The 26,636-nt window shown below is 64.6% G+C and carries 21 protein-coding genes, 1 tRNA gene and 1 other RNA gene; 15 read left to right on the forward strand and 8 right to left on the reverse strand.

Features of this window, described 5'->3' with window-relative positions:
- Positions 1-94 precede the first annotated feature (94 nt).
- From VLA65_RS10410 to VLA65_RS10420, 3 genes are all read left to right on the forward strand, one after another.
- Entirely contained in the window at positions 95-625 is a 531-nt protein-coding gene (locus VLA65_RS10410) for a GNAT family N-acetyltransferase (RefSeq protein WP_332602462.1), read from the forward strand.
- A gap of 203 nt (positions 626-828) precedes the next feature.
- Positions 829-1,527 (forward strand): DsbA family oxidoreductase, encoded by a 699-nt coding sequence (locus VLA65_RS10415; RefSeq protein ID WP_332602643.1) that lies wholly within the window; start codon positions 829-831, stop codon positions 1,525-1,527.
- Between the two features lie 115 nt (positions 1,528-1,642).
- Complete coding sequence (locus VLA65_RS10420; protein ID WP_059388533.1) at positions 1,643-2,284, forward strand: TetR/AcrR family transcriptional regulator; 642 nt, start codon at positions 1,643-1,645, stop codon at positions 2,282-2,284.
- Between the two features lie 39 nt (positions 2,285-2,323).
- Here the strand turns inward: VLA65_RS10420 and VLA65_RS10425 are convergent, their stop codons facing one another.
- Both VLA65_RS10425 and VLA65_RS10430 read right to left on the reverse strand, forming a co-directional pair.
- Positions 2,324-3,058, reverse strand: a complete 735-nt coding sequence (locus VLA65_RS10425) for a LytR C-terminal domain-containing protein (protein ID WP_084784460.1) — start codon at positions 3,056-3,058, stop codon at positions 2,324-2,326.
- A complete protein-coding gene (locus VLA65_RS10430) occupies positions 3,051-3,350 on the reverse strand; it encodes a type II toxin-antitoxin system VapB family antitoxin (protein ID WP_059388531.1) in 300 nt (99 codons plus the stop codon). The genes VLA65_RS10425 and VLA65_RS10430 overlap by 8 nt, the downstream gene beginning before the upstream one ends.
- A gap of 170 nt (positions 3,351-3,520) precedes the next feature.
- Between VLA65_RS10430 and VLA65_RS10435 the strand changes: the two genes are divergently transcribed.
- Genes VLA65_RS10435 through VLA65_RS10445 form a run of 3 tightly spaced genes read left to right on the forward strand, consistent with a single transcriptional unit; the run spans position 3,521 to position 7,652 of the window.
- The gene (locus tag VLA65_RS10435; protein WP_307052855.1) at positions 3,521-4,429 is read left to right on the forward strand and encodes a hypothetical protein; all 909 of its coding nucleotides are present in this window, start codon (positions 3,521-3,523) and stop codon (positions 4,427-4,429) included.
- Positions 4,430-4,481: 52 nt separating this feature from the next.
- Positions 4,482-6,065 (forward strand): stealth family protein, encoded by a 1,584-nt coding sequence (locus VLA65_RS10440; protein ID WP_332602463.1) that lies wholly within the window; start codon positions 4,482-4,484, stop codon positions 6,063-6,065.
- 45 nt (positions 6,066-6,110) lie between these two features.
- Positions 6,111-7,652, forward strand: coding sequence for a DUF2142 domain-containing protein (locus VLA65_RS10445; protein WP_307052857.1), 1,542 nt, complete (start codon positions 6,111-6,113; stop codon positions 7,650-7,652).
- A 13-nt stretch (positions 7,653-7,665) separates the two neighbouring features.
- Here the strand turns inward: VLA65_RS10445 and VLA65_RS10450 are convergent, their stop codons facing one another.
- Positions 7,666-8,607: a phosphodiesterase gene (locus VLA65_RS10450; protein ID WP_332602464.1), complete on the reverse strand. Its 942-nt coding sequence runs from the start codon at positions 8,605-8,607 to the stop codon at positions 7,666-7,668.
- A gap of 432 nt (positions 8,608-9,039) precedes the next feature.
- Between VLA65_RS10450 and VLA65_RS10455 the strand changes: the two genes are divergently transcribed.
- Genes VLA65_RS10455 through VLA65_RS10465 form a run of 3 tightly spaced genes read left to right on the forward strand, consistent with a single transcriptional unit; the run spans position 9,040 to position 12,908 of the window.
- Complete coding sequence (locus VLA65_RS10455; protein WP_332602465.1) at positions 9,040-10,512, forward strand: APC family permease; 1,473 nt, start codon at positions 9,040-9,042, stop codon at positions 10,510-10,512.
- A gap of 22 nt (positions 10,513-10,534) precedes the next feature.
- Positions 10,535-11,173, forward strand: coding sequence for a TetR/AcrR family transcriptional regulator (locus VLA65_RS10460; RefSeq protein WP_307052859.1), 639 nt, complete (start codon positions 10,535-10,537; stop codon positions 11,171-11,173).
- 49 nt (positions 11,174-11,222) lie between these two features.
- Positions 11,223-12,908 (forward strand): amidohydrolase, encoded by a 1,686-nt coding sequence (locus tag VLA65_RS10465; RefSeq protein ID WP_332602466.1) that lies wholly within the window; start codon positions 11,223-11,225, stop codon positions 12,906-12,908.
- Here the strand turns inward: VLA65_RS10465 and VLA65_RS10470 are convergent.
- The 3 genes from VLA65_RS10470 to VLA65_RS10480 all read right to left on the reverse strand — a co-directional run bounded on the left by VLA65_RS10470 (position 12,905) and on the right by VLA65_RS10480 (position 15,363).
- Positions 12,905-13,390, reverse strand: a complete 486-nt coding sequence (locus tag VLA65_RS10470; RefSeq protein ID WP_306963255.1) for a glutathione peroxidase — start codon at positions 13,388-13,390, stop codon at positions 12,905-12,907. The two genes, VLA65_RS10465 and VLA65_RS10470, sit on opposite strands and share 4 nt — an antisense overlap.
- 96 nt (positions 13,391-13,486) lie before the next feature.
- Positions 13,487-14,851 (reverse strand): M23 family metallopeptidase, encoded by a 1,365-nt coding sequence (locus VLA65_RS10475; RefSeq protein WP_332602467.1) that lies wholly within the window; start codon positions 14,849-14,851, stop codon positions 13,487-13,489.
- Between the two features lie 131 nt (positions 14,852-14,982).
- Complete coding sequence (locus tag VLA65_RS10480) at positions 14,983-15,363, reverse strand: MarR family winged helix-turn-helix transcriptional regulator (protein ID WP_059388526.1); 381 nt, start codon at positions 15,361-15,363, stop codon at positions 14,983-14,985.
- A 97-nt stretch (positions 15,364-15,460) separates the two neighbouring features.
- Between VLA65_RS10480 and VLA65_RS10485 the strand changes: the two genes are divergently transcribed.
- On the forward strand, positions 15,461-16,927 hold the full coding sequence (locus VLA65_RS10485) for an MFS transporter (protein WP_332602468.1): 1,467 nt from the start codon (positions 15,461-15,463) through the stop codon (positions 16,925-16,927).
- A gap of 126 nt (positions 16,928-17,053) precedes the next feature.
- Positions 17,054-17,965 (forward strand): oxygenase MpaB family protein, encoded by a 912-nt coding sequence (locus VLA65_RS10490; protein ID WP_284988806.1) that lies wholly within the window; start codon positions 17,054-17,056, stop codon positions 17,963-17,965.
- Between the two features lie 58 nt (positions 17,966-18,023).
- Here the strand turns inward: VLA65_RS10490 and VLA65_RS10495 are convergent, their stop codons facing one another.
- The gene (locus tag VLA65_RS10495; protein ID WP_332602469.1) at positions 18,024-21,503 is read right to left on the reverse strand and encodes a bifunctional proline dehydrogenase/L-glutamate gamma-semialdehyde dehydrogenase; all 3,480 of its coding nucleotides are present in this window, start codon (positions 21,501-21,503) and stop codon (positions 18,024-18,026) included.
- A 125-nt stretch (positions 21,504-21,628) separates the two neighbouring features.
- Between VLA65_RS10495 and VLA65_RS10500 the strand changes: the two genes are divergently transcribed.
- On the forward strand, positions 21,629-22,528 hold the full coding sequence (locus VLA65_RS10500; RefSeq protein ID WP_284988649.1) for a LysR substrate-binding domain-containing protein: 900 nt from the start codon (positions 21,629-21,631) through the stop codon (positions 22,526-22,528).
- Between the two features lie 116 nt (positions 22,529-22,644).
- Here VLA65_RS10500 and VLA65_RS10505 read toward each other — a convergent pair.
- A tRNA-Ser gene (locus VLA65_RS10505) sits at positions 22,645-22,729 on the reverse strand.
- 310 nt (positions 22,730-23,039) lie between these two features.
- Between VLA65_RS10505 and VLA65_RS10510 the strand changes: the two genes are divergently transcribed.
- The 3 genes from VLA65_RS10510 (at position 23,040) to VLA65_RS10520 (ending at position 26,546) form a co-directional block, all read left to right on the forward strand.
- Positions 23,040-23,363 (forward strand): hypothetical protein, encoded by a 324-nt coding sequence (locus tag VLA65_RS10510; RefSeq protein ID WP_332602470.1) that lies wholly within the window; start codon positions 23,040-23,042, stop codon positions 23,361-23,363.
- Positions 23,364-23,443: 80 nt separating this feature from the next.
- Positions 23,444-23,540: signal recognition particle sRNA small type (ffs, locus tag VLA65_RS10515), an RNA gene on the forward strand.
- 33 nt (positions 23,541-23,573) lie between these two features.
- Positions 23,574-26,546, forward strand: a complete 2,973-nt coding sequence (locus tag VLA65_RS10520; RefSeq protein WP_332602471.1) for a DNA polymerase III subunit gamma and tau — start codon at positions 23,574-23,576, stop codon at positions 26,544-26,546.
- Positions 26,547-26,636 lie beyond the last annotated feature (90 nt).

Raw genomic sequence — 26,636 nt, forward strand, 5'->3', positions numbered from 1 at the left:
CCAGGCGGGCCCCCGCCGTCGTACTCTTTCCTGAAACGCCCCTTAAGATCAGTCTTGAGGGGCGTTTCTGCGCCCGATCGCCCGGGAGGACCGCATGAGCCAGACCATCCGTGAAGCAACAGCGGACGACGCCGGACGGCTGGCGGAGCTTGCCGCCGTCACCTTTCCGCTCGCCTGCCCGCCGGACTCCTCGCCCGAAGACATCGCCGCGCACCTGCGCAGGACGCTCAGTGCGGAGAAGTTCACGGAATACCTTGCCGATCCGGACGTCACCATCCTGGCCATCGACGCCGCCGGGGAACTCCGCGGCTACAGCATGCTCGTGGCCCGACCCACGAGCGATACCGACGTCGCTACGGCCCTGACGCACACCCCCTCCACGGAACTGAGCAAGTGCTATGTGCATCCGGAACACCACGGCCTGGGCGCTGCCGCGGAGCTCATGAAGGCCACCTTGGACCGCGCTGCCGGCTCAGGTGCGGCCGGGGTGTGGCTAGGCGTCAACAGCCAGAACGCCAAAGCCATCCGCTTCTATGAGAAGAGCGGGTTCACGAAGGTCGGGACCAAGTCGTTCCGCCTGGGCGATACGGTGGAACACGATTTCGTGATGGAGCGGGCGGTCTAGGACACCTGGGACACCTGAGCCGCCCGGTCTGCGACGCGCAAAATTCCCGGCGACGCGCAAACAGTTTCACGCGACCGGAATTCGCGTAGCGCCTGCCTGTATCTGCGTCGCACACCATTTAGCGCGTCGTGAACGCGCAGGCTGTGACCAGCCCAACAGGCCATTCCGGGAATGCCCGGCCCCCGCTTCCGGTTGTCGCCACCATGAAGATTGAGATCTGGTCAGACGTCGCTTGCCCGTGGTGCTACATCGGAAAGCGTCGGTTCGAAAGGGCCCTCGCCGAATTCCCGCACCGCGATTCGGTCGAGATCCATTGGCGCAGCTACCAGTTGGATCCGAGCATCCCGGAGCACTACGACGGCACGGAGCTCGATTACCTGAGCAAGCGCAAGGGCATGAACCCAGGGCAGGTCAGCCAGATGTTCGAGCACGTGGCGTTGCAGGCAAAGGGCGAGGGCCTCAACTACCGCTTCGACGACGTCGTGGTGGCCAACAGCTTCACGGCACACCGCCTCATCCACCTGGCGGCGGCTCACGGCAAGCAGGACGAAGCCAAGGAACTGCTCCTGAGCGGCCATTTCGAACACGGCAAGGACATCGGAAGCCAGGAATACCTGGCCGAACTCGGCAGCGACTTGGGCCTGCCGGAAGCCGAAATCGCAGAGTTGTTCAGCACCGACAAGTACGCGGAGGACGTCCGCGGCGACATCGCCGAAGCCCGGATGATCGGCGTCACTGGCGTGCCGTTCTTCGTCATCGACCGCAAGTACGGACTCTCCGGAGCCCAGCCCTCGGAGGTCTTCACCCAGGCCCTCACACAGGCATGGCAGGAAGCGAATCCGCTGGTCGCCGTCGGCAGCGCCGACGCCGAAACCTGCGGCCCGGACGGTTGCGCGATCTAGGATCCCCCGCGCGAACTGGCAGCTGATGACCTGTGCACGCGATTTTGAGGGCATCTGCTGCCAGCTCGCGCCACGCCCACGCAACTTTGCTGACAGATCCCTGTAAAGTGTCTGTATGCCTAGGATTACGGCCGCCACCAATGCGGCGCAGCGCGCTGAAACCCGACGCCGGGTCCTGACAGCTTTCGGTGAACTGCTCTTCACCCATGGCCTGCCCGGCTTGACCATGACCGACGTCGCCCGGCACGCCGGAGTCGGCCGGACCGCGGTGTACAACTACTACGCCGACATGGAACAGCTCCTCATCGCGTACGCCCTGGACGAGACTGAGCGGTTTTTGGGCGACCTGCGTGAATCGCTAGCCGCACTGCAGAACCCGGTGGACCGTCTGGCCCTCTACGTGCGCGCCCAAGTGGAAGACCTCAGCCGCCGGCACCTCCCGCCGGGTCCTGCGATGGCGGCCGTCCTCTCCCCCGCTTCCTTCGCGAAACTGGCAGACCACGTGGGCGAACTCAACCTGCTGCTCCAGGACATCCTGCGCGACGGAATCGCCGCCGGCTACCTCCCGCCCACCGACGTCGGCCAGCTCGCCAGGCTCATCCACGGAACTCTTTCCTCCAGCGCGGCACGCGGCAATGCGGCGAACGGAACGGAGCTGGACGAGCTTGAAGAGCGGCTGGTCCAGACCGTGCGGTTTATCCAGTTGGGCGCAGGAGCAAGGTTCGACGACGACGGCCGGCCCGCGCGCTTGGCCTGACCCGGCCGCGGGGCTGGCCCTCTCCGCTGGAGGCCAACGCTAAGGCGTCGGCATCACAGGCAGCTTGGCGTTGTCCGCGATCCGCTGCTCAAGGCGGGGACAGCTGAGCTTGCCAGGGGTATTGTCCACGAGTTCCGGCGGCACGAGCGCCGAGAAGCCGGGCGCGAGGATAAGGTCCACGGAGGCATCCGTGCGTTGGTCTTGGAAGTAGTCGGTGCCCGCGATGTTCCTCTGGATGTTGAAAGCCGCCGCTTGGCCGCTCGATCCCGAAACAACCATGGCCGGGCCGTTGTAGCTGGTGGTGGAGTTATCGACCGTGCCAACGTTGTAGCCCCGGGCCTTCAACTGGTCCGCGACGTTCTTGGCCAGACCGGCCCTGCCGGCGGCGTTGTAGATATTCACGCTGATCTTGTTATTGGGCGTGTAGTCGAAAACAGTAGCGGGACATACCGCCGCCGGCGCCTGGCTTGCAACGGCGGAGGGAAATCGAATCACGCCGTTGATGACTGCCCAGGCGCCCACGAGTCCGGCAACCACCAGTCCGACCAGCAGCGCGAGCACGATCCCATGCAGGAGGCGGCGGCTGAACCACCCCGGGTGGCTCTCGGGTCCCGGAGCATCGGCAAAAGTTGCCCGAAGCTCCGGCCCTGTGACAACGCGATGCCCGTGCAGACTCGTCGGGTCTTTCTGACGACCGGGACGTTTCCGGCGCTTCCTCGGATCCGCATTTTCGGGCACTGCCACCTGCTCCTCCGGGATTGTTTCGTTAACCATCTATCACCAGGACCCGGGCGTGGATGGCCGTGCGCTGGTGGAGCGCGGTGCGGACAGCACGGTGGAGTCCGTCTTCGAGGTACAGCAGGCCTTGGTACTGCACCACATGCGGGAAAAGGTCGCCGAAGAACGTTGAATCCTCAGCCAACAGTGCTTCCAGGTCAAGCGTGCGTTTGGTGGTGACAAGTTCGTCGAGCCGGACAGGACGGGGCGGCAGCGAGGCCCAGTCCTTGGGCGTGGAAAAACCATGGTCGGGGTACGGGCGTCCCTCGCCCACAGCTTTGAATATCACTTTGCAAGCCTAAAGAAGTAAGGCCTCCAAGGGAACTTGTGAGAAGTCGGTCACCAAGGTTGTGGCCAAAAGGTAACCGTTGACGGGCGGTGCGCGCTGAATCGTTGCCGCCTCCCGCCGTCGGCCGTCACAGCGCTGCCGCCATCACGGCGGACTGACAGAATAGGATCATGACTGCTTCAATGCCAGGCACGCACCCGGCTGCTCCCGCCCTCGCACTCCTCCTCGACGTCGACGGCCCCGTCGCGAGTCCCGTGACGCGCGACGTGAAGCCGGAAATCATCGCCGACCTCGTGGGCTTGGCATCCGCAGGCATCCCCGTTATTTTCAACACCGGCCGCTCAGACGCTTTCATCCGCGAGCAGGTCATGGCACCCATGATCGCCGCCGGAATGCCTGCGGGAACGGTGGTCCACGCGATCTGCGAAAAGGGCGCTGTGTGGTTCAGCTACACCTCGGGCGGCCCAGGACCCATCCATGTGGATCATGACCTAGCTGTCCCGAAGGCCTACGGCGACGACGTCCGCCGCATGGTGGCAGAGGACTATGCGACGCACATGTTCTTCGATGAGACAAAGCGCGCCATGGTCTCAGTGGAACAGCATCTGGACGTTTCAAGCGACGACTACCTGGCCGAGCAGAAGCTCTTCGACGCCGATGCCTTGGAACTCATGGGCAGGCATGGGCTCTCCGCCGCGCTCCTGGACCACCACGCACCAGAGTCCGACGACGCCGCCGACTACCGCCTGGATCCCACCATCATCTCCACCGACATCGAGTCCATCCGGCTCGGCAAGGATCTCGGCGCGAGCCGCGCAGTGGAGCTCCTCGCCGCCCAGGGCATCACCCCGCAGGCCTGGCGGACAGTGGGCGATTCGCGCACGGACTACGCCATGGCGGATTGGCTCCACCACAATGACCACAGCGTCAAGCACGTCGACGTCCGGCCCGCCGACGGCGTGCCAAACAAGCCCTACGATGTTCTTACAGCCACAGACCTCGGCCTGGGCGACGACGTCATTCACGACGACGCCGGAGGCGCATTCCTGCGCAGTTGGCGCGAAGCCTTGGTGGGCTAGGTCCACCAAGCCCGCGCGAACCACAACCTTTCGGAGAAAAGCCATCACAGACATGGACCAGCAAGCAATCTACTTCGGTAGCCCCCCGTCCGACGACGATGCGGTCGTTCCCGAACCGACGTCGCCCGCAGTCGAGGCGCGCCTCAAGCACCGTCCCGACGTCGTCCGCCATCGCGGCCGCTACAGCTTGCTGAACCAGAACCGCACTCCGCAGCAGGTGATGGTCGAAGACCTTCTCGTGATCCGCGCCGCGCTCGACGCGGCGGGGCTGGACTTCATCCTGGTCCGCGGCAACGACCACCGGCCCGTGATCGCCGTCGATTGGAAGCTCCGGAAGAAACTGCGCCAGGCTTTGGTCTCGGCTTTCCGGAACGAGCCGTTTTACTCCATGGCCGTCGACGCACGGAAGAAATCCACGTTGCTGGTGGCCGACGGCGAGCTCTCGAACAACCGGAAGGCCAGGATCTTCCGGCTCTTCCGTCCACGCGTGGAACCCGGGGGCGGGCTGACATACGGTCCATCGCTGGGCGTGCAACTGGAACTGTGGGAGTTCGACGGCGAACAACTCGTGTTGCCGGTGGAGAACTCCCTGACCCGGCGGACCATGCTACGCCAGGACGCTGTCCGGGGCACGGTGGAACGCCACGGGCTGAGCTGGCCGACCATCGAGAACATGTTCGCGGACCACGCGAGCGACATCGACTTCGACGTCGACATCGTCTTTTCATGGGTGGACGGCAACGATCCCGCATACATCGCGGCCCGCCGCGAGCAGATGAAAGACGCTGTGGTGGGCGAGGGCGACGCGCACGAAGCCCGTTTCCGCCAGATCAACGAACTCAAATATGCCCTGCGCTCCGTGTACATGTATGCGCCCTGGATTCGCCGGATCTACATCGCCACGGACTCTCCCGCGCCGGAGTGGCTGGCAGAGCACCCGAGCGTCAGGATCATGCGCAGCGAGGAGTTCTTCAAGGACCCCACAGTGCTGCCCACCCACAATTCCCAGGCCGTGGAATCCCAGTTGCACCACATTGATGGCCTCTCCGAACATTTCCTGTATTCCAACGACGACATGTTCTTCGGCCGGCCCGTAGCACCGGACATGTTCTTCACTCCCGGCGGAATCACCAAGTTCATCGAAGCCTCCACCCGGATCGGATTGGGAGAGAACGACGCCGAGCGCAGCGGCTTCGAGAACGCGGCCCGCGTCAACAGGAAGCTTCTCTGGGAACGGTTCGGGCGCATCACCACGCGCCATTTGGAACACACTGCCGCGCCCCTCCGCCGCAGCGTAATCGCAGAGATGGAGCGGGAGTTTCCCGCCGAATTCGCCAAGACGGCGGCCAGTAGATTCCGTGCGGCGGACAACATCTCGGTGACCAACTCGTTTTACCACTACTACTCGTTGCTCACCGGCCGGGCAGTGACGCAGACGGCAGCCAAGGTCAGGTATGTGGACACAACCCTGTGGTCCGGGCTGCACTACCTGCCCACTTTGCTCGCCAAACGCAATGTGGACTTCTTCTGCCTCAACGATGGCAGCTTCCCCGAGGTGGCTGCCGACGAAAGGGCCGGACTCGTGACGGACTTCATGGAGAAGTACTTCCCGGTCAAGGCGCCGTGGGAGAAGTAAAGTAGCTGTGAATCTCCGCACCCGATCAACGAACAGACATGTCTATTGAACCCCCTCAGCCTTCCCCGTTGGTTCCTACGCTTTCTCGCAATATTCGCCATTCTTGGGCTCCTCACCTCGATCTGGGCACTGGCAAGCCCCCTTATGTCCGTGCCGGACGAGCCAGCTCACACCGTGAAGGCAGGGGCCGTTGTTCGAGGGCAGTTGCGAGGGGAACCTGGCGCGAATCAAGGTGATCGGGCCCAGGTGCTCGTCCCTGCGTTCGTGGGAACGGTGGATGGACTCCAAACTTGCTTCGCTTGGAATCCGGCGGTGTCCGCCGGTTGCAGCCCTACGCTGTCAGATGACGTCTCAGAGCTGAAGGCATACACCAGCGCGGGAAACTACAACCCGATGTACTACGCGGTGGCTGGGCTTCCGAGCCTGTTCCTTACCGGCGCCAAGGCCATCTACGCCATGCGGATCGTTGGCGGTCTTCTCAGCGTTGCCTTCCTTGCTGTTGCCCTGACTGCTTTGGCGAGCCTTCAACGCTGGAAACTGCCATTGTTTGTCGGGTCGATAGCCGTGACCCCCATGGTTTTGTTCCTGTCCGGAGGAGTGAACCCCAATTCACTGGAAATCGCCGCGTCGATGGCTGTGTTCAGCGCACTGTGTTTGTCGTGGGAGAGAATCGCCTCCGGCGCTCATTGGCGGCTACCCCTTGCCGCTGCGGCGATTTCAGCTGCTGTCCTGGCCAACACCCGGGCTGCCTCACTTCTTTGGCTCGCCTTGGCCGTGGCGGCGTCACTCTTGATGTTCGGGCTTCGTCCGCTCGTTTCCGTGTTGCGTCTGCGATTTGTGCAGGCGATGGCATTCGTGGTCGCCGTCGCGTGCGGGCTCGCCGTGCTTTGGCTCAAGAGCGCGGATAGCCTGCAAAGCCTCATGGGCGCGGGGATCGACACATCACCGGCCCGGATCGCCGCTATCATGCTGGACAAGACGTTCGATTTCGCGGCCGGTTACGTGTCCTACCTTGGTTGGCTGGATACTTTGGGGCCAAGCGGGGTGCTCACTGTCTGGGCGGCGCTGATCATCGGGGTGATCGTGGCAGCATTGTCCGTGCCCAGCCGTTCAGCGCGGCTGACCATCGCTTTCCTGGTGGCTGCGATCATCGTTCTCCCTCCGGTGCTACAGATTCCCCTTGCGAAGGAGGTAGGAATTATCTGGCAGGGTCGGTACATCCTGGCGCTTGTGGCCGTGATGATCACTGCATGCGGGGTTGCAATGCGCTCTTTCGATATCGACTTCCGCCGCACAGGACGACGGGCGCTATCGGTAGTGCTCGCTATCCTGGTATTTGGCCATTTCTACAGCTTTATCTATGGAATGCGCCGGTACGTCATTGGTCTCCATGACGAGTCCAACTGGCGGGACATGCTGACGGCGCCCCAGTGGCAGCCGCCGTTTGGATGGATTCCCCTTACTGTGGCCTACCTAGCTGTCTTGTTCGTGGGAGCCGTTCTTCTTTACCGCACCATGACGGCCCGGAATCCAGTAAGCCCGGCGCCGAGCACCACGCCAATGGAAGTCCGGGCATCGAACGTGTAGAGACCTGCTGCCCCTAGCGTCGGGTCATCTCCGGATGCTTCGCATCGGCCATGGAACCGCGTTCGTGCGTGGCTCGCTGGGGAATCCGGATGCCCGCTTGGGCGAGCCGCCGCCTCGTAGCTTCCGGGCTGACGTACTCACCGACGGTAGGCGATTTGCCCAGCGGCACCACCGAATGAACGATCGTCTGCTCGTAAACGTGGACCAGGTTGAATGCCTGGGCACCGTCCCGGCCGCGGGTGCCGCCCTGCGGAACATTGAGGTCCTGCGTGTAGCAGCTCGCGGAAGCCACCGATACCGGGACGCCCGCGAACATGGCCATGGTGGAGTAGTGCAGGTGGCCGCCCAGGATGGAACGGATATCCGAATTGCGTACGACGTCGGCCAGTGCCGCTTGGCCGCGCAGCTCCACCAGGATGGATAGGTCGAGGACGCTCGGGACCGGAGGGTGGTGGAGGGCAAGGATCGTTCCGTCCGGAGCCGGCGTCGCGAGCTCCGATTCCAACCAGTCGAGCTGGCTCTGGCTCAGCTCACCGTGATGGAAGCCGGGCACGGAGGTATCCAGCGTGATGATCCGCAGCCCGTTGACGAAGTAGCTGTGATCCACCGGAGCGTCATTGTCGCTCTGGTCGAAGAGGCCAGCACGGAAATTCGCCCGGTCGTCGTGGTTTCCCATCGCCCAGATCACCCGCGCTCCCATCTCTCGACAGGCAGGCTCGACGATCGACCGGAGTTTGACGTAGGCGCCCGGCTCACCCTGATCGGCGAGGTCACCGGTGAAGATCACGGCGTCGGGACGGACCTTTGACGCGTGTACTTCCGAAAAGAGTTGCCTGAGATGGGCTTCGCTGTCGACGGCGCCGTAAAGGGGTTCCGGCCCTCCCAACAGATGGGAGTCGCTAAGGTGCAGAAGTACGTGTCCTGGCCGCGGGTGCTCGGCCTCGATGAGCTCCATTACTACCTTCGGGTCGGTAGGAGACGGCGCCTCCAGTGTCTGCCCCAATAAACCCAATCCAACCAGACAAAAGGCTAACGCAGGGTAACTTACCGTCGGAATGTTGGAAAATTACTGGGGCTCCCCCTGCGATCCCCGCTCACTTTTAGGGCGATTTTCGACGACGCTCGCTCACCTTTAGCCGCATTCCACCCGACGCTCGCTCACCAAAAATGAGCGAGCGTCCGCCCAAAAGACGACATAGGTGAGCGAGCGTCCGCCCAAAAGACCACATAGGTGAGCGGGCGTCCGCCCAAAAGACCAAAAATGAGCGAGCGTCCGCCCAAAAGGCCACATAGGTGAGCAGGCGTCGGTGGCGTTGGCGCCGGTTGGAAGCGAGCTCCAAAACAGACCCTCTTGACTCGAACCTGTGCCTCCCCTCACAATAAGCGAATGGCTTTCACTAAAGAAGAGGCGGCGCTCGTGCCGTCCGCGACCGTCAGCGTTGACGGCGGATTGAAGAAGAACGCAATCGGCACACGCGACATTGTGTTCATGTTGGTGTCAGCGGCCGCTCCGCTGACCATCGTCGTCGGCATCGCCCCGCTCGCCCTCGCTGTGGGCGGCGTCGGTGCGCCCGCCATCTACATTGCCGCGGCTATCGGCCTGGGCCTGTTCGCCATCGGTTTCATGGCGCTCACCCGCCATGTCCGGTCCTACAGCGGCTTTTATGGCTACATCTCGAAAACCCTCGGCCGCGTGGTTGGCCTCGGCTCCGGCCTCACCGCCTGGATGAGCTACAACGGCTTGCAAATCGGCCTCTATGGACTGCTGGGGATCCAAGCCAACCTCGCCGTGAAGTCCTTCACCGGCGTGGAACTTCCCTGGTGGCTCTACGCGATCGTGTCGATCGGAGCCGTCTGGTACTTGGGCTGGCGCGGGATCGACGTAGGCGCCAGGGTCCTCGCGGTCCTGCTCACCCTCGAAACCGCGATCGTCGCCATCGTCGCCGCGTTCGTCCTGGCCCAGGGCGGCGCACACGGTATCAGTTTTGAATCATTCAGCCCGCAGGCCATCTTCTCCCCGCAGTTCGCCGCCGTCCTGGGCCTGGGTTTCTCCGCCTTCATGGGATTTGAATCCGGAGCCCTGTACCGGGAAGAGGCCCGCGACCCGGACCGCAGTGTCCCCCGTGCCACCTATATCTCCATCGCCTTCATCGGCGCGTTCTACGCCTTCGCCGTCTGGATCATCGTCCAGGCCTTCGGAGCGGACGCCGTCCAGGCCTTTGCCGCCGGCCACCTCGACGCCGGAGACACCGCCTACATCGCAGCGGGCAACTTCGCGGGCGGCTGGTGCGTGAACCTCATGAGCGTGTTGATCGTTACCAGCATCTTCGCGGCCCAGCTCTCCTTCCACAACACCATCAACCGCTACACGTTGTCCTTGAGCCGCGAGGGCATCTTCCCGAAGCGCTCGGGCCGGATCAGCCCTCGATATCGCACGCCGTCCGTGGCGGGCTTCGACCAGACCCTCCTCGCGCTCGCCCTCGTGATCGGCGCGGCCCTCTTCCAGCTGGACCCCTTCACCCAGTTCCTGATCTGGACGAACACCCCGGGAGTGATCGGCGTCCTCCTCCTGCAGGCACTCACCGGCGTCGGGGTCGTGGTCTTCTTCACGCGACTCAAGGACCATGGCCTTCGCTGGTACGTCGTGCCTTCTGCCGTGGCAGCCACGATCATCATGTGCGTAGTCATCTACCTGATGGCCAACAATGCCCAACTGATCACCGGCCTTCCGGCCGGGGACGCCGTCAACACGACGCTCCTCGTTTTCGCCCCGCTTTTGTTTGCCGCCGGAACCGTACTGGCCCTCGTGCTGCGCAAGGTCAACCCGGCCGCATACCAGCGGATCGGACACGCCGAGTGATCCCGGAGCCTAGTCTTGAGGGATGCAGACTCCGAGCAAAACCAGCCAGCTAGGACGGCCCCGGACACCGAGGCTCTCACGGAAGGCGATCGGCCGCGCGGCACTTGAGATGTTCGAAAAGGAAGAGAGCCTCTCGATCCCTCGGCTCGCGGAACGCCTGGGCGTCAGGCAGTCATCTTTCTACAAGCACGTCACGGGTCGGCAGGAGATCATCGAACTGGCCCGTGGCGCGCTCGTAGACAGAGCTCCGATGCCCGAGTTGCCGTCCGGCAGCCTCGACGACGTCATCCGCGAGATCTTCGACTCCCTCCGCAAGGCGTACAGCCTGGTTCCGGCGCTCCTTCCCCTCCTGCTCACGCAGCCGGTGTCGCACCCGGCAGCCTTGGAGCGCTACGACCAGTACGTCGAAGCGTTTGAGATCGCGGGGGCGCCACGGCACCTCATCATTCCCGCACTGGAAACCCTCGACAGCGCAGCGATCGGCGCGAGCCTCGACGCAATGACGATGGAATCCGCATGGAGCATCAACCAAGAGGAAGAAGGCACTTATCCCCATCTGTTCGCGGCAAAGAAGGCCGTGGCAGAGCACCCTGTGGACCGCTTCGCGTTCCTGGCCGATGTCCTCTCGGCAGGATTGAAGGCAGCCATCGACGACGACTGATCCTCACCGGGCCGGCGTCGAAAACCCGAACACAACAAGGAGTTATATCTTGACCACGCCCGAGCCCATCGATCTCGTCATCTTCTCGTCCAGCATCCTCCACGGTGAGGCGCTGACTGAGACCGCCGGTTTCGTCGCCGTCTCGAATGGGAGGATTGCGCACGTCGGCCGCACCGACGGCGAGCAGACACCCAACGCCGCCGCCGAATGGACGGCACGAGCCAAACATGTGATCGACGTCGGCGAGGCAACAGTCTGCCCCGGCCTGATCGACGCCCACATCCATCCCATCCACGGCGCGGAAATCGCCCGCGGCCTTGACCTGGGCGGGATCACCGAGCTCGACGACGTCCGCTTCGCCCTCGTGCGATATGCCGCTTCCACGCCGCACGCCGTCGGCTCCGATTGGTTGTTCGCTTGGGGCCTCGACCCTGTCATTTTCGGGGATACGGGTTTCAACAACTCCCTCTTCGACGGCATCCTCGACGACGAACTCGTGTTCATCACCCTGTTCGACGGCCACGCCTCGCTCGTCTCCGACGCCGCCCTCAAGCTCGCCGGGGTCACCGGAGCGGAGAAACTGCCGAGCACCGGCTATGTCGGCGTCGACCAGCTCGGCAAGCCCAACGGCATGCTCTACGAAATGGCCGCCCAGGAGCTCGTCCGCGGCGTCCTTCCCGAGCTCTCCTTCGAGCAGCGCGTCGACGGGCTGGAGAAACTCCTGCGTTCCATGGCCGAATCCGGGCTGGTGGCGGGCCAGATGCTGGACTTCGGCGCCCCGGACACCTTGGAGGTGCTGGAGGCCTTGGAGCGCCGAGGCGAGCTCGCCATCCGGCTGCGGATCTCCCCGTGGGTCATGCCCGGCGCCACGGAGGAAGACCTGAAGGCCATGCTCGCGATGCAGGGCAGGCACGGAAGGCGCTGGCACGTTCACGGCATCAAGCTCATGATGGATGGAACCATCGACAACGGCACGGCGTGGCTCTTTGAGCCCGACGCCCACGGAGAATCCCTCCACCCGCTCTGGCACGATCCTGAAGCCCTCGCCGCGGCCATGAAGTTCTTCCACGACCACCGGATCCCCACCACGACGCACGCCATCGGCGATCAGGCGGTGTCCTTTGTCGCCCGGACCATCGGTGCCCTTCCCAAGAACGGCACGGTCCACCGGATCGAGCACATCGAGTCCATCCCGGATTCGGTGTTGGCGGAAATCATCAATGCGGGCGCCGCTACCAGCCTGCAGCCGACCCATTGCGCCCTCTACAGCCGAGCCGACCACACGGACAATTGGTCCCGCAGGCTTGGCAGCGAACGGGCCAACCACGCGTGGCGGACCCGCGATCTCCGCGACGCCGGAGCGATCGTCGCGCTCGGATCGGACTGGCCCATCGCTCCCTTCGACCCGCGGGCGATCATCGCCTCAGCGCAGACGCGCCGCCCGGCCGGCCGGCCCGACGTCGAACCCGTCCAACCCCGGCAGGCGCTGTCCGCGCGTGCCGCGCTCGAAGGTTACACGAGCCAATATTGGAGGTCTGTCGGTGAAGAGGGCGGAATCGTAGAGATCGGGGCACGCGCCGATCTGACCGTGGTCCGGCACAATCCTTTGACCACCGCGCCGGACGAATTCGCGCAGACGCCGGTGATCCTGACCGTTGTTGACGGTGAAATCGTTGTCGACGGCCGTCAGGTGCTTACGGCGGGAGTCACTCTGGACTCCGTCCAGGGAGCCTAGGCGAGGGCCTCTTCGAGTGCCTCGATGAGCTCTTGGGAATCGGGCTCGACGGCGGACGGGAAGCGGGCGAGCACCGCGCCTTCGCGGCTCACGAGGAACTTTTCGAAGTTCCACTTCACCTTCTGCGGTTTGGAGCCGTCGTCCGTCCGGGTCAGCTCGGCGTACAGGGGGTGCTGTTGCTTGCCGCGGACCTTGGCCTTGCTCGCGAGCGGGAACGAGACGCCGAAATTGCGCTGGCAGAAGTCCGCGATCTCGGCGTCCGAACCCTGTTCCTGGCCGGCGAACTGGTTGCACGGCACGCCCAGAATCTCGAATCCACGGTCACGGTATTTGCCGTAGAGCTCCTCCAGTCCCGAGTACTGGCGCGTGAACCCACACTTCGAAGCCACGTTGACAACCAGTACGGCTTTGCCCTCGAAATGCCCGAAGTCGGCCTGGGAGCCGTCGTTGAACGTCAGGGGGATGCTGTAGAGCGGGGACATTGAATCGCTTCCTTACCACGGGGAACCTTGGCAAACTGCCGCCTTCGAGTCTACGCGCGGCAGGGCGCTTGGACAGGCTACAAGGAATGCGACGACTTACGGCTTGGGGGACGCCGTTTTGGTAGTTGCCGTGACCGACGGCGTGGGGCTACTGGGCGCCGACGGCGTGGGCTGGGTGGGTGCCGGCGGCGTGGGCACGGACTGGGTCACGCTCGGCACCGGAACGGGAAGGCTCGACGTCGGCGCCACCGGCGGCGGTACGGTCACGGTAGGCGGGACTACCGTTGCCGGCCCCTGCGTCGCCGTGGGCGGTTGCGTCCCGGTAGGAGCCTGCGTCAAGGTAGGGCTCGGGGTGCCGCTCGGTGTCTTGCTTGGCGTGGGAGTGCCGCTCGGGGTCGGTGTTGGCGTCCCGGTCGGGGTGCCAATCGGCGTCCCGGTCGGACTCGGCGTCGGGCTCGCAGTCGGCGTCCCGCTGGGTGACGCCGTCGGGCTGCCGCTGGGTGACGCCGTCGGTGTCGCGGTCGGCACAACCTTCGCTTCCTGCACCCCGCCGGTCACCGCTTCCCTTGAGGGTACGGCTCCCGGGTCGGTCGGCACAGCCCCGGGGATGGACCAGACAGACCCGGCCGAGGTCGCGGTGGCGGAACCTGGCTGGTAGCTGACCATCGGGATGTCGCCGAGGGGATCCACCTGCTTGGTGGGCAGGAACGTCCAGTTCATCGGGTTGGTATAGACACCGTTGAGGATCGTCTCGAAGTGCAAGTGGCAACCGGTCGAGGAACCCGTGGTTCCCACCCTGGCAATGACTTCGCCTACACGGACCGATTGCCCCTTGGTCACTGCAATGCCCTGCAGGTGGTTATACGTGGTGACAAGGCCGTTGCCGTGATCGATTTCCACGCGATTGCCGCCGCCCCAGGGGTGCCAACCCACGGCCCGGACCACGCCGGAGTCGGCTGCGTAGACCAGCGTGCCGCAAGCCGCGGCGAAATCCTGGCCCCAGTGGAACTCGCCCGGCAATCCGGTGAACGGATCGATCCTCAACCCGAAGGGAGAGCTCGGAAGCAGCATTTCGAGCGGCGCGTAGAGTTTCCCGGCAGGCGGCCGGTCGAGGGAGCTCGACGAGACATTGAGAGTGCCAACGCCGTTCTTATCGAGGGTTTGGACCGGGGAGCGTTCAAAAGACACCGTGGCTTTGTCACCTGCCTGGACCGGGGCCGACGGCGGGCTTGGGGGCACGGTCTCCTCGGCGCTCGAGGTGGCACCATCGGTGGGCAGCATTCCGGGTTCGACTTGGCCAGTGGCCAAGGATCCATCGCTTGCCGCTCCGCCCAAACCCGGGCCCTGGAAACCGAAAGCGAGGATTACCACGACAGCGAGGAAGCACGCCGAAAGGACCCGGCCGAATTTTCTTGTGAGCACCAGGTCGACGACCTGGCCAGACTCATGATGCTTTCCCACAGCGGCTCCTGAGACGGGCGCTCATCCCCAGTACGGGCGCGCTTGTCCCATTGTGGCCGTTGCGAAATCGAATGGGAACACTCGACTTCATACTTGGCCGGTCCGCGAAACACTCGCCGGACCGTGGCGGGCTACTCGCCGAGGTTCTCTTTAAGCAGGGCGCGGTGCTCGACGGCGGCATCCGAATGCAGCGTGCGCCCGGCGTCGGTCAGTTCGAGGTACAGCGAGCGGCGGTCATCCGCGCAGGTCACGCGGGACACGAGTCCGGCTTTCTCCAAGCGGTCAACAACCTTGGAGACAGCGCTCTGGGTCATGGGAGTCCGCTCGCCGAGCGCCTTCATTCGGCAGGCAGAGTCAACACTTTCGGCAACAAGATCGAGGATTTCGAACTCGTTCAGGCCGATGTCGAACTTGGCTTCGAGGGCGCGGTCGATCGCGGCCGCGGTGCGGAAGTACGAGTTCTGGATGCTGCGCCATTGCTCAACCAGCTGGCGATCCTGCGTTGTTGCCATGGCCCGATTCTAGTCGAAACCCCAAATAAAGTCCACGTCATAAGATTCCTAGTCATATTCCTTGTCATTGAATGACGCGTCATATAGATTGATCTGCATGACTTCACCAAGCACCCTCACTAGATCTGCCGAGCAGCTCCATACAGCCGTCCGCTGGACCCGGGCCCAGTGGCTGCTGCTGATGGTGGTGTGCACCGTTCTGGCCCTCGACGGCCTGGACGTTTCCATGGTGGGCGTAGCCCTTCCCTCCATCGGCCACGAACTCCACCTCGGAACCGATTCCCTGCAGTGGATCGTTTCCGCCTACGTCCTGGGGTACGGGAGCCTGTTGCTCCTGGGCGGGCGGCTCGCCGACCTGCTGGGTCGGCGTCGGATCTTCCTGATCGCCTTGACCGTGTTCGCTGCGGCTTCGCTCCTCGGCGGCCTCGTGAACGATCCCACCCTCTTGATCGCAACGCGCTTCGTCAAGGGCCTGGCCGCGGCATTCACTGCCCCTACCGGGTTCTCCATCATCACTACCAACTTCGCCGAAGGCCGCGAGCGCAACAAGGCGCTGTCCATCTTCACCACTTTCGGGGCGAGCGGCTTTTCGCTCGGGCTGGTGGTTGGCGGGCTCATGACCAGTTTGAGCTGGCGCTGGACCTTCCTTGTATCGGTACCGATCGCCGTCGCCGTCGTGCTTCTTGGCATGTTGTTCATTCCCCGGGATAAGCCGTCCACGGAAGAAAGCGGCCACGACGTCTGGGGCGCGGTGACCCTCGCACTCGGCATGCTTGGCCTCGTGTATACCTTGGTTTCAGCGCCGGAGAAGGGCTGGGGATCTGTGGCAACAATCGCCGGATTCGCCATCTCTGCTGCCGTGCTGGCAACCTTCGCCGTCATCGAAAACCGCGTCAAGCACCCGCTTATCCGCTTCGGCATCCTGCGTGAAGGCTGGGTGGCCCGCGCCAACCTGAGTGCCGTTGGACTGTTCGGCTCCTACCTGAGCTTCCAGTTCATCCTCACCATGTACCTGCAGTCGGTGCTCGGCTGGTCTCCCCTCGGCATGGCGCTTGCCTTGCTTCCCACCGGGCTCCTGGTGGCAACGAGCGCACCCTTCGCGGACAGGTTCATCGAGAAATTCGGCGCCCCGAAGCTCATCCTCACCGGCCTGACCGCCATGGGACTGGGCTACGTCTTGTTCCTCCGCGTTGGAACGTCGCCCAACTACGTCCTGGACATCCTGCCCTCGGTCATCCTGCTGGGCATCGGTTTCGCTTTGGCCTTCCCGTCCATCAATGTCCAAGCCACCGCTGGAATCCGGGATTCGGAGCAGGGACTGGCCGCCGGACTCATCCAGACCAGCACGCAGGTTGGCGCGGCACTCGTCCTCGCCGTGACGACCGCCCTCGTCAGCGGGCATGACACCGGCGCAGGCACAAACGGCACCGTCAGCGCGGCAGCCATGCTCGATCAGTACCGGCCCGGCCTGGTCCTGAGCGCTGCGGTGGCGATCGCAGCCCTGCTCGTGGCAGCGTCCCCGGCGCGCCGCCGTCGGGCACTTGCCGAGCAGCCCGCAGCCTAAGCGGACTCGCGTGAAAGGTGCCGGCCGGCTCATTCCAGAGCGGGCCGGCACTTCTGCGTTAGCCCGGTACCGCTGCGTAAACAAGACGGCACCTTGCGCCAGCAGAATGAAGCGCAACAATGGAGCATGGTCAACTTCCTGAAGAAGTGGCAAGCGGAACTGCGGATGACTTTTACGGGTCACCCGCAGTCCACGCCTGACTGGGTGCTGCGGCTTGCCGAGGGAAACGACCCCGGGTACCACCTTCCCGGATCGGCCGTCTGGGCCGTCCACGGTTCCATGTCCACGATCATCGCGGGAATCCGGGTGCTGCTCATGCAATCCCTGCATCCCGGCGCTTTGGCGGGGGTGTACGACCATTCAGGCTTCAAAAGGGATCCCCTCGGCCGCCTGGCAAATACCATCCGTTGGATCTTCACGGTGAGCTACGGCTCCATGGACGCAGCCCACACGGCAACCCACTTCGTGCGGCGGGTGCACGATTCCGTCAAGGGCAACTACGTTGACGCCCAGGGCCAAACCCGCGAGTACTCAGCAAACGATCCCGAGCTTCTCCGCTGGGTCCACGTTGCGTACGCGGATTCCTTCGTTGCGGCGCACCGGATCTGGGGCGGGGCGGTCCCCGGCGGCGCCGACGCCTACATCCGCGAATGGGCCCAGGCCGGCCGCCTCATGGGAGTCGAGGACCCTCCCTTGAGTCTCGCGGAAGTGACGGCGGAAATGGACCAGTGGTACGCCTCCGGACATCTCCGCGCGGACGAGCGGCTCAGGGAAACCATCGAATTCATCAGGTACCCCCCGTTGAAAGCGTCGCTGCAACCCGGTTACCGGATTCTGTTCGCCGCGGCCGTCGCCAGCCTGGAGCCCCGATATCGGGAATTGCTGGGGCTGGAAAAAGCCCGTATCGGCCCCATTCCGCTACCGTCGATTCTCGCCGCGCGGGTGGTGCTCGCTGTCGTGCGCCTGACGTTGGGCCGCAGCGGCCCCAGCGAGCAGGCCGCCCGGAAACGATTGCGGCGCCTGGGGTACGAGGCTTAGACGCAGAGGAGCCCGGCGGAACGGTGTGGCCGTTCCGCCGGGCTTCCTTGACGAATCGCTAGATCAGCGCGTCCGACAAGTGGTTCGGAGTGCCGAAGCGGTGCGCCGTGATGCTGATGGCCTGCTCGTGCAGGAACGGCAGCATCTCGATGCGGCCGGCCGGGGTCACCGTGCCGTGGTAGATCGCGACGTCGGGACGGCCGCCGGTCGCTGCGCTCAGCGCGCTGCTGTCCCCGCCGATCAGGCGGATACGGCCGCCGTTGATGCCTGCCGCGGAAACCAGCCATTCGGCGTCGTTCTGGATGCGGGTGCCCACGCCGAGCCCCGCGAACGCTGCGATGACAGCTTCGGGAAGTTCGACGGCGGAGGACACCGTGAGCGCCGAACCCGCCACTGCACCGGCTGCCACGACGCGAAGCAAGTCCACGAGCTTCCCGCCCTCGGACAAGCGGATGGTCACGGGGATGGCCCGGTACCGGAAGACGTTGCGCTCGGCGCTCAGGCCGGAGACGTCCTTGCGGGTGCCGAATTCCGTGGCCCATGCCTCGGCGTCGCTGAAGAGCGCCTTCTGCAGGGCCTCCGCCTCGCTGGCTTCGACAAGCGAGCCTGCGGCCTTGGCGGCGGCCAGGATCGAAGCGGCCGCACCCTTGAGCGTGGCACCGCGCTTGGCGCGGGGCTCCGTAGGGAGCCAGCTACCCAGCCCCACCAGGTAGTTGGGTCCGCCGGCCTTGGTGCCGGCGCCCACGGCGGACTTCTTCCAGCCGCCGAACGGCTGCCGCTGGACGATTGCGCCCGTGATGCCGCGGTTCACGTAGAGGTTGCCGGCCTGGATGGTCTCCAGCCAGACGCCCATTTCACCGGAATCGAGCGAGTGCAGCCCGGCGGTGAGGCCGTATTCGATCTCGTTCTGGATTGCGATGGCTTCTTCCAAGGTGGACGCCGTCATGACGCCGAGGACCGGGCCGAAGAACTCGGTCAGGTGGAAGTAGGAGCCGCGCTTCACGCCGAACCGGATGCCCGGGGACCACAGACGGCCGGTCTCGTCCAGCTTCTCGGGCTTCACGGCCCAGGTCTCGCCCTCGCCGAGGGTGGTCAGCGCGTTGAGGAGCTTGCCGTTGGCCGGCTCGATGATCGGGCCCATCTGGGTGGTGGCCTCTTCCGGGTAGCCCACCTTGAGCGAGCGGGCGGCATCCACGAGTTGGTTGTGGAAGCGCTCGGACGTGGCTACGGAACCCACCAGGATCACCAGTGAAGCGGCGGAGCACTTCTGCCCTGCGTGCCCGAAAGCGGAGTACACAACGTCCTTGGCGGCAAGATCGAGGTCGGCGTGCGGGGTGACGATGATGGCGTTCTTGCCCGAGGTTTCCGCGAGCAGCGGGAGGTCCTGCCGGAAGGACCGGAAGAGCTCAGCGGTCTCGTAGCCGCCGGTGAGAATCACGCGATCAACGCTGGGGTGCGAGACCAGCTGGGTGCCCAGCTCGCGTTCTTCGAGCTGCACGAGCGCCAGCACTTCGCGCGGCACGCCGGCCTCCCACAGGGCGTCCACCATGACGGAACCGGAGCGGCGGGCCTGCTTTGCGGGTTTGATCACGACGGCGGATCCCGCCGCGAGTGCCGCCAGCGTGGAGCCCGCGGGAATCGCCACCGGGAAGTTCCACGGCGGGGTCACAACGGTGAGCTTCGCTGGGACGAACCTGGCGCCGTCGACCGTTTCCAGGTCCTTGGCGCGCTCGGCGTAGTAGTGCGCGAAGTCGATTGCTTCGCTGACTTCGGGGTCGCCTTGTTCGATCGTCTTGCCGGTCTCGGAGGCCATAACCTCGAGAAGTTCGGCGCGGCGGGATTCCAGGATGTCGCCTGCGCGGTGCAGGATGGCTGCGCGCTCGGCGGCAGGCATGGCGCCCCAAGTTTTGCCGTGTTCCACTGCGGTGGCAATGATGCGTTCCAGTTCCTGCGGGTCGCTGACCTTGCTGGCTTCAACGATCGCGTTTCCCGCAGTGGAGCCCGGGATGCGGTCGAGGATGGCACGGCCCCAGGCCCGGTTGGCGGGCAGGGCAGGATCGGTGTCCGGAGTGTTGGCGAAGCCCTGGCTTGGCATGGCGGCCGCGGGCTTGTTGCGGTCCTGCGTGCGGTTGGGGCCCGGAACGGCGTCGTCCAATTCTGCGAGGGAGGCGAGGAAGCGCTGCTTCTCACGCTCGAACAGCGATTTGTTTTCGCTGAGTTCGAACACAGCGGACATGAAGTTGTCCTGGCTGGCGCCTTCTTCGAGGCGGCGGATCAGGTAGGCGATGGCAACGTCGAACTCGCCCGGGTGCACCACCGGCGTGTACAACAGGAGGCTGCCGACGTCCTTGCGGACGGCCGTGGCTTGGCCCGTGGCCATACCGAGGAGCATCTCGAACTCAATGCCCGCCGTAACGCCGCGCTCCTTCGCGAGCAGCCACGCAAACGCGATGTCGAAGAGGTTGTGGCCGGCGACGCCGATGCGGACCGCATCGATGTGTCCTGGAGTGAGCGCGTAGTTCAGGACGCGCTTGTAGTTGGTGTCCGAATCCTGCTTGGTGCCCCACGTAGCGAGCGGCCAGCCCTGGACGGACGCCTGGACCTGTTCCATAGGCAGGTTGGCGCCCTTGACGACGCGCACCTTGATGGGAGCGCCGCCGTTTGCCCGGCGGGCCGCAGCCCATTCCTGCAGTTCCTGCATGGCCGACAGCGCGTCCGGGAGGTAGGCCTGCAGCACGATGCCGGCCTCAAGGTTCTTGAATTCGGGCTTGTCCAGGATCCGGGTGAACACGGCCATGGTCAGGCTGAGGTCCTTGTATTCCTCCATGTCCAGGTTGATAAACTTGGGCTTGGGGAACGATGCGGCCAGCTCGTAGAGCGGGGTGAGCTTCTCCACCACGTGGTCCACTGCTTCGTCGAAGGCCCACAGCGAGTGCGGGGCCACCGTGGAGGACTCCTTGATGGAGACGTAGTCGACGTCGTCACGGGCCAGGAGCTTGAGGGTCCCCTCGAGCCTGCGGCTGGCTTCGCGTTCGCCCAGGACGGCCTCGCCCAGCAGGTTCACGTTCAGGTGGACGCCGTTCTGCTTGATCTTGGCGATGGCCGGGCCAAGCTTGGCATCGGTGGCGTCCACGATCAGGTGGCCCACCATGTCGCGGAGGACTTTGCGTGCGATCGGGATGACCACCTGCGGCAGGACCGGAGCCATGACGCCGCCGGTGCGCACAGCAGCGCGCATGTACCAAGGAAGGAAGGCCGGGACCTTCGGGGCAAGCTTGGCCAGGTTGCGGCCGGCGACGGACAGATCCTCAGGGCGGATGACGCCGTCGACGAATCCCACCGTGAAGTCCAGGCCGTTCGGATCCTTCAGGACGCCGGCGAGGCGCTGCGCGGAAACGTCAACGGGTACCTTCGAGGCTTCGGTGAGCCAGTGTCGAACCAGTTGGATGGCTTCGTGGGCCAACTCCTGGAGGTGTCCGGATTCCGGGGTGGATTGTGTCCTGGCGTCGATGCTCGAATCCCGAGTTGGTGTGCTCATGCGCTTCGTTCCTTTTGGTGCGGAGAGTGCTTTGTTTCCATCAGTATGGATCTACAATCAGATTAGGAAAAGCGATCTTTTCTGAAGAATATTCATTAGATTTCTCGACCCTTCTGGAGAGCCGAATGCTGGATGTCCGCAGGCTGCGCTTGCTGCACGAATTGAAGATCCGCGGAACGCTCGCAGAAGTGGCCGACGCCATGAAGTACAGCCCGTCCTCGGTGTCCCAGCAGTTGACCTTGTTGGAGAAGGAAGCGGGCGTGAAACTGCTGAGAAAATCCGGCCGACGGGTGCAGCTGACACCGCAGGCCGAGATCCTCGTGGAACATGCAGCCGCTTTGCTGGCCACCCTCGAGCGGGCAGAGACGGATCTCGCGGCGTCCCTCTCCACAGTGACGGGAACAGTGCGGCTCGCCGTGTTCCAAACCGCCGCCCTGGCCCTCATGCCGGACTTCCTCACCATCATGAAGGGCGAGTATCCCGAAGTGCGAGTGGAAATGATCCAGCGCGAACCCGAGACTGCGCTCTATGAAACCTGGGCCCGAGACTTCGACATCGTGGTGGCCGAGCAATACCCAGGGCACGCAGCACCACACCACCCCGGCCTGGACCGCGCAACCCTGACCAGCGACGCCATCAGGCTGGCCACTCCCCCGATTGGCCTCGGTGGCGAGTCGATTTCCTCGCTCGCGGATACGGCTCCCCTGCCATGGGTCATGGAACCGCATGGTGCGGCGTCCCGGCACTGGGCAGAACAAGCATGCCGCTCCGCTGGCTTCGAGCCCGACGTCCGGTACGAAACCGCCGACCTCCAAGCGCAAATCCGGCTCATCGAGTCCGGCAATGCCGTGGCCCTCATGCCGGACCTCGTCTGGACGGGCCGGACCACTCCGGTCCAACTGCTGGACCTCCCCGGGCTCCCCAAGCGGACAGTCTTCACGTCGACGCGCACCGCCGGCCGGATCCACCCCGCAATCCTGGCATGCCGGGAAGTGCTGGAACGGGTGGCTGCGGAACGGATGTAGGGCCGGGGTTGATTGGCCGGCGCCGTCGGATTCTGCACGGATAATTCCGCTCGCGCCCACAATCCGAATAGAGCCAAAACGCAAAAAGGCCCCGGTCCAAGGACCGGGGCCAAACGCGGAGAATGGGGGATTTGAACCCCCGAGGGCGTTAACCCAACACGCGTTCCAGGCGTGCGCCATAGGCCGCTAGGCGAATTCTCCATGCTTCTGAATCAAAAGCAGACTCCACTGTACCCGAGAATTTCGGCATCGCCCAATCGGGACATTCATGGTGTCGAGCGGGCCCTCCGTGCGCTTAAACGTAAAAATGGACGCCCCCAATGCGTCCATTCCTCCGGCACTCCGTTGAGCTGCTGGGTCCAGCCCCTGAAACCAGGCCCTGCGGCTCACAATCTTGAGATTGCCCCAATCGGTGTACATACCAATAGTCCGCTGGGTTCAGCGGTTTGGCAATGGAGATTGGAAACCATCCTTTGACCTGTTTTTGAGCGGCCGCTGGGAGGATGGTGGAATGAGCCAACTGCACGCCCTCGTTGTCTACGTCCCGGTATCCCATAGCGAGAGCTTGCTGGCCGCGATCGGTGATGCCGGGGCCGGCAGAATCGGCGACTATTCGCATTGCTCATTCACCACTCCAGGCACCGGACGCTTCACCCCCACGCCAGGGGCACAACCGTTCATCGGCGCCGTGGGGCAAGGCGAAACGGTGCCGGAAATCCGGGTCGAGTGCGTGGTTGAGACGGACTTGCTCGACGCCGTAGTGCAGGCCCTGCGCTCAGCCCACCCTTATGAGGAGCCCGCGTTCATGACGTGGCCCGTGAACGGCTGGCGCTAACTGGACATGTCCATCTTTTGGCTCCCACAAGGCACATGTCCGCAAATTCGGAGGGCTCGAAAACTTCGGGTAAGCTTGTCGACGGCCCCTCATGTGGCGTCATCCTGTTGAACTCCCCCAGGACCGGAAGGTAGCAAGGGTAGATGGGCTCTGGCGGGTGCATGAGGGGTCTCTTATTTAAATGTCAGTCCCTATAGGTAGGTTTCCCCTGTGACTGTTACTACTGCGCTTTACCGCAGATATCGCCCCGATTCTTTCGCGGACGTTATCGGGCAGGAACACGTCACCGAGCCGCTCATGACGGCCCTGCGCAAAAACCGGGTCAACCACGCCTACCTCTTCTCCGGCCCCCGCGGCTGCGGAAAAACCACGTCCGCCCGCATCCTCGCCCGCTGCCTCAATTGCGCCGAAGGCCCCACGGACACTCCTTGTGGCAAATGCAACAGCTGCGTTGAGCTGGCCCGCGGCGGCTCCGGCTCCCTCGACGTGATCGAAATCGACGCTGCCAGCCACGGTGGCGTGGATGACGCCCGGGATCTCCGCGAACGCGCCACCTTCGCCCCGGTCCGGGACCGCTACAAGATCTTCATCATTGACGAAGCCCACATGGTCACCTCGGCCGGCTTCAATGCGCTGCTTAAGATCGTCGAAGAGCCGCCGGAACACATCAAATTCATCTTCGCCACCACGGAGCCGGACAAGGTCATCGGCACCATCCGCTCCCGTACGCACCACTACCCCTTCCGGCTGGTGCCGCCCGAGCCGTTGATGCAGTACCTCGAGCTTCTCTGCCAACAGGAAAACGTGCCGGTGGCTCCCGGCGTGCTTTCCCTCGTGATCCGGGCCGGCGGCGGTTCGGTGCGCGACTCGCTCTCCGTACTGGACCAACTCATGGCCGGCGCCGGACCCAACGGCCTGGACTACGAACTCGCCGTCGCATTGCTTGGATACACCCACGCTTCACTGCTGGACGACGTCGTCGAGGCGATCGCCGCGTCTGATTCCGCCACCGTCTTCCGGGCCGTGGACCGTGTCATCCAAACCGGGCACGATCCCCGCCGCTTCGTCGAAGACTTGCTGGAGCGGTTCCGCGACCTCATCATCGTCCAAGCCATGCCGGAAAGCGCCCAAGCCATCCTCCGCGGCATGCCTGCGGACCAGATAGCCCGGATGCGCAGCCAGGCAAACAACCTCGGTGCAGCCGAGCTATCCCGTGCCGCCGATGTGACCAATACCGCGCTCACTGAGATGACCGGCGCCACTTCGCCGCGTCTGCACCTCGAACTGCTCTGCGCCCGGATCCTACTGCCCAGTTCCGAGCAGACCGAACGCGGGATCGCGGCCCGGATCGACCGCGTCGAACGCCGTCTCAACTACGGCGGGGCACTTCCCCTCGCGGAAGCCCAGACGCCGCCGGAAGCTGTTGCGGCTCCTTCCACTTCCGCCGTGCCAACTGCGCGCCCAGCGGAACAACCAGTGGAACGCCCGACGGCGGACGCCAGTCCCGCTCCCGCCTCACCAGCGCTCCACTCACCAACGCCCGGGGCAGCCGCGTCCGGGCTGGCCGCGCCCTTGTCAGCCACGTTCGCCGAGGCTCCGGCCCCCGGCCGTTCGCCTGCCTCCGGGGAACCGTCCAGGGAACAACTGACGCCGCCACGGGTGTCCACTACTGACTGGCCCGTGGACGAATCCAGGCAGCAGGCCAGCCGCCCCGCTCCCGAGCCAGCCGCCCAAGCTCCAGCTCAAACGCCCTCGCCGGCCCAGGCTCCGGCGTCAACCCCCGTACAACCGCCGGCGCCCGCGGAGGCGCCCGCCCCGCAGCCAGCGCCCGCTCAGGCGCCTCGCCCCGCTGCCGGTGGTGCCGATGTAGAGGTCATCCGGCGGGCTTGGCCCGAAATCCTCCAGACGCTGACCAAGATCAAGCGCAGCAGCTGGGCGTTGGTCGGAGCAAACGCGCAGGTGGCACAGTTCGACGGTCAACTTCTCACTCTTGCATTCAGCACTGACGGCCTTGCGAGCGCCTTCAGCCGCGCAGACCATGCCGAGAACCTTCGCCAGGCCATCCACAAGACGATCGGCATCGACTGCCAGATCACTTCGGTCGTCGGAGGCAACAGCTCAGGTAGCTCTGAACCAAACCCAAAAGCACCGGCTGACCCGGCGCCCCCTGTAGGGGGTGGCGGCTCCCCGGCTGTGTCGTCTGCTGTGGATAGCGCATGGGGACTTGCCCCTGCGCTCCAAAGCCCTGCCGTACCGGAAGCAGACAAGCCCGAGGCGGCACCGGCATCCGGGTCCGCTCCGAGCCAAGCCGTTTCCGCGGCTCCGGATCCGGCCCCAGCAGCCACCGGGGCATCGTCCGCCGCAGAAGCTGCCTCGACCGCACCGGCAGACCCGGCCGCGGACTACTCCTATTCGGACGATGATTGGGGCCCCCCTCGGGACGAGGACGCTCCCCCGCTGGACGAAGAACCGCCCGTGGATTGGGAGCCGTCGGCGTCCCCGGGCTTCTCCGCCATGCCCACGGCGGGCCCCCGCGCCCCGGCCGCTACGCCACGCACTGATTCCCCAGCCCCCACGAACAAGCGCTCCACCCAAGCATCTCCGGAGAAAGCACCTTCGGGGAAAAAATCGAAGACCCCGGAAGATCCATGGTCCAGGGCTGTAGAGCACGCGCCGGGTTCGTGGGTGGTCGGCACCGAGTCCAACGTTGGTTCGGCGGCTTCGGGCACCTCCGCCGACCCTGACGGCCAGGCCACTTCGCCCTCGCCGGCCACGCCGAGCCCCGTCTATGAACCTGCCGCCGCGCAGGTTCCAAACCAGCCGCAGGCGTCAGTGCCGGCACTGAGCACCGAGCCGGCCGCCGAACCCGCGCGTTCGGCCGTAACACTCGCGCAAGCCCCTGCCCCTGTCGCTGCCCAAGCGGCCCCTGCAACAGGGTCGGCGCCTTCGGGAAGCGGGAAGCAGAGCCTTTACCAACGGCTTTCGAACAGCCCCGAAGCGATGGCCGGCCGCGAGAAAGCACCTGCACGGGCCGCCGTCGCTCCCGGCACCGTGGTGGAAGACATCCCGAGTGCCGACGATGAAACCATCGAGGAATCGGGAGTCTTTGGACGGGCCGCGGTCGAGCGTATTCTGGGCGGAAAGCTACTGGAAGAACGGTCGCTGGACAGCATGCGTCGCTAACAAACGGACGCCGTCACCACACCCTGCGCGCGAGAGCCCCGCCGGCGCCACAAAGGGTGCCACCAAACCGCGACGCCGCCGAACGGCAAA

The sequence above is a fragment of the Arthrobacter sp. S2(2024) genome (genome assembly GCF_036662515.1).
In the GTDB taxonomy this organism is placed as follows: Bacteria; Actinomycetota; Actinomycetes; order Actinomycetales; family Micrococcaceae; genus Arthrobacter.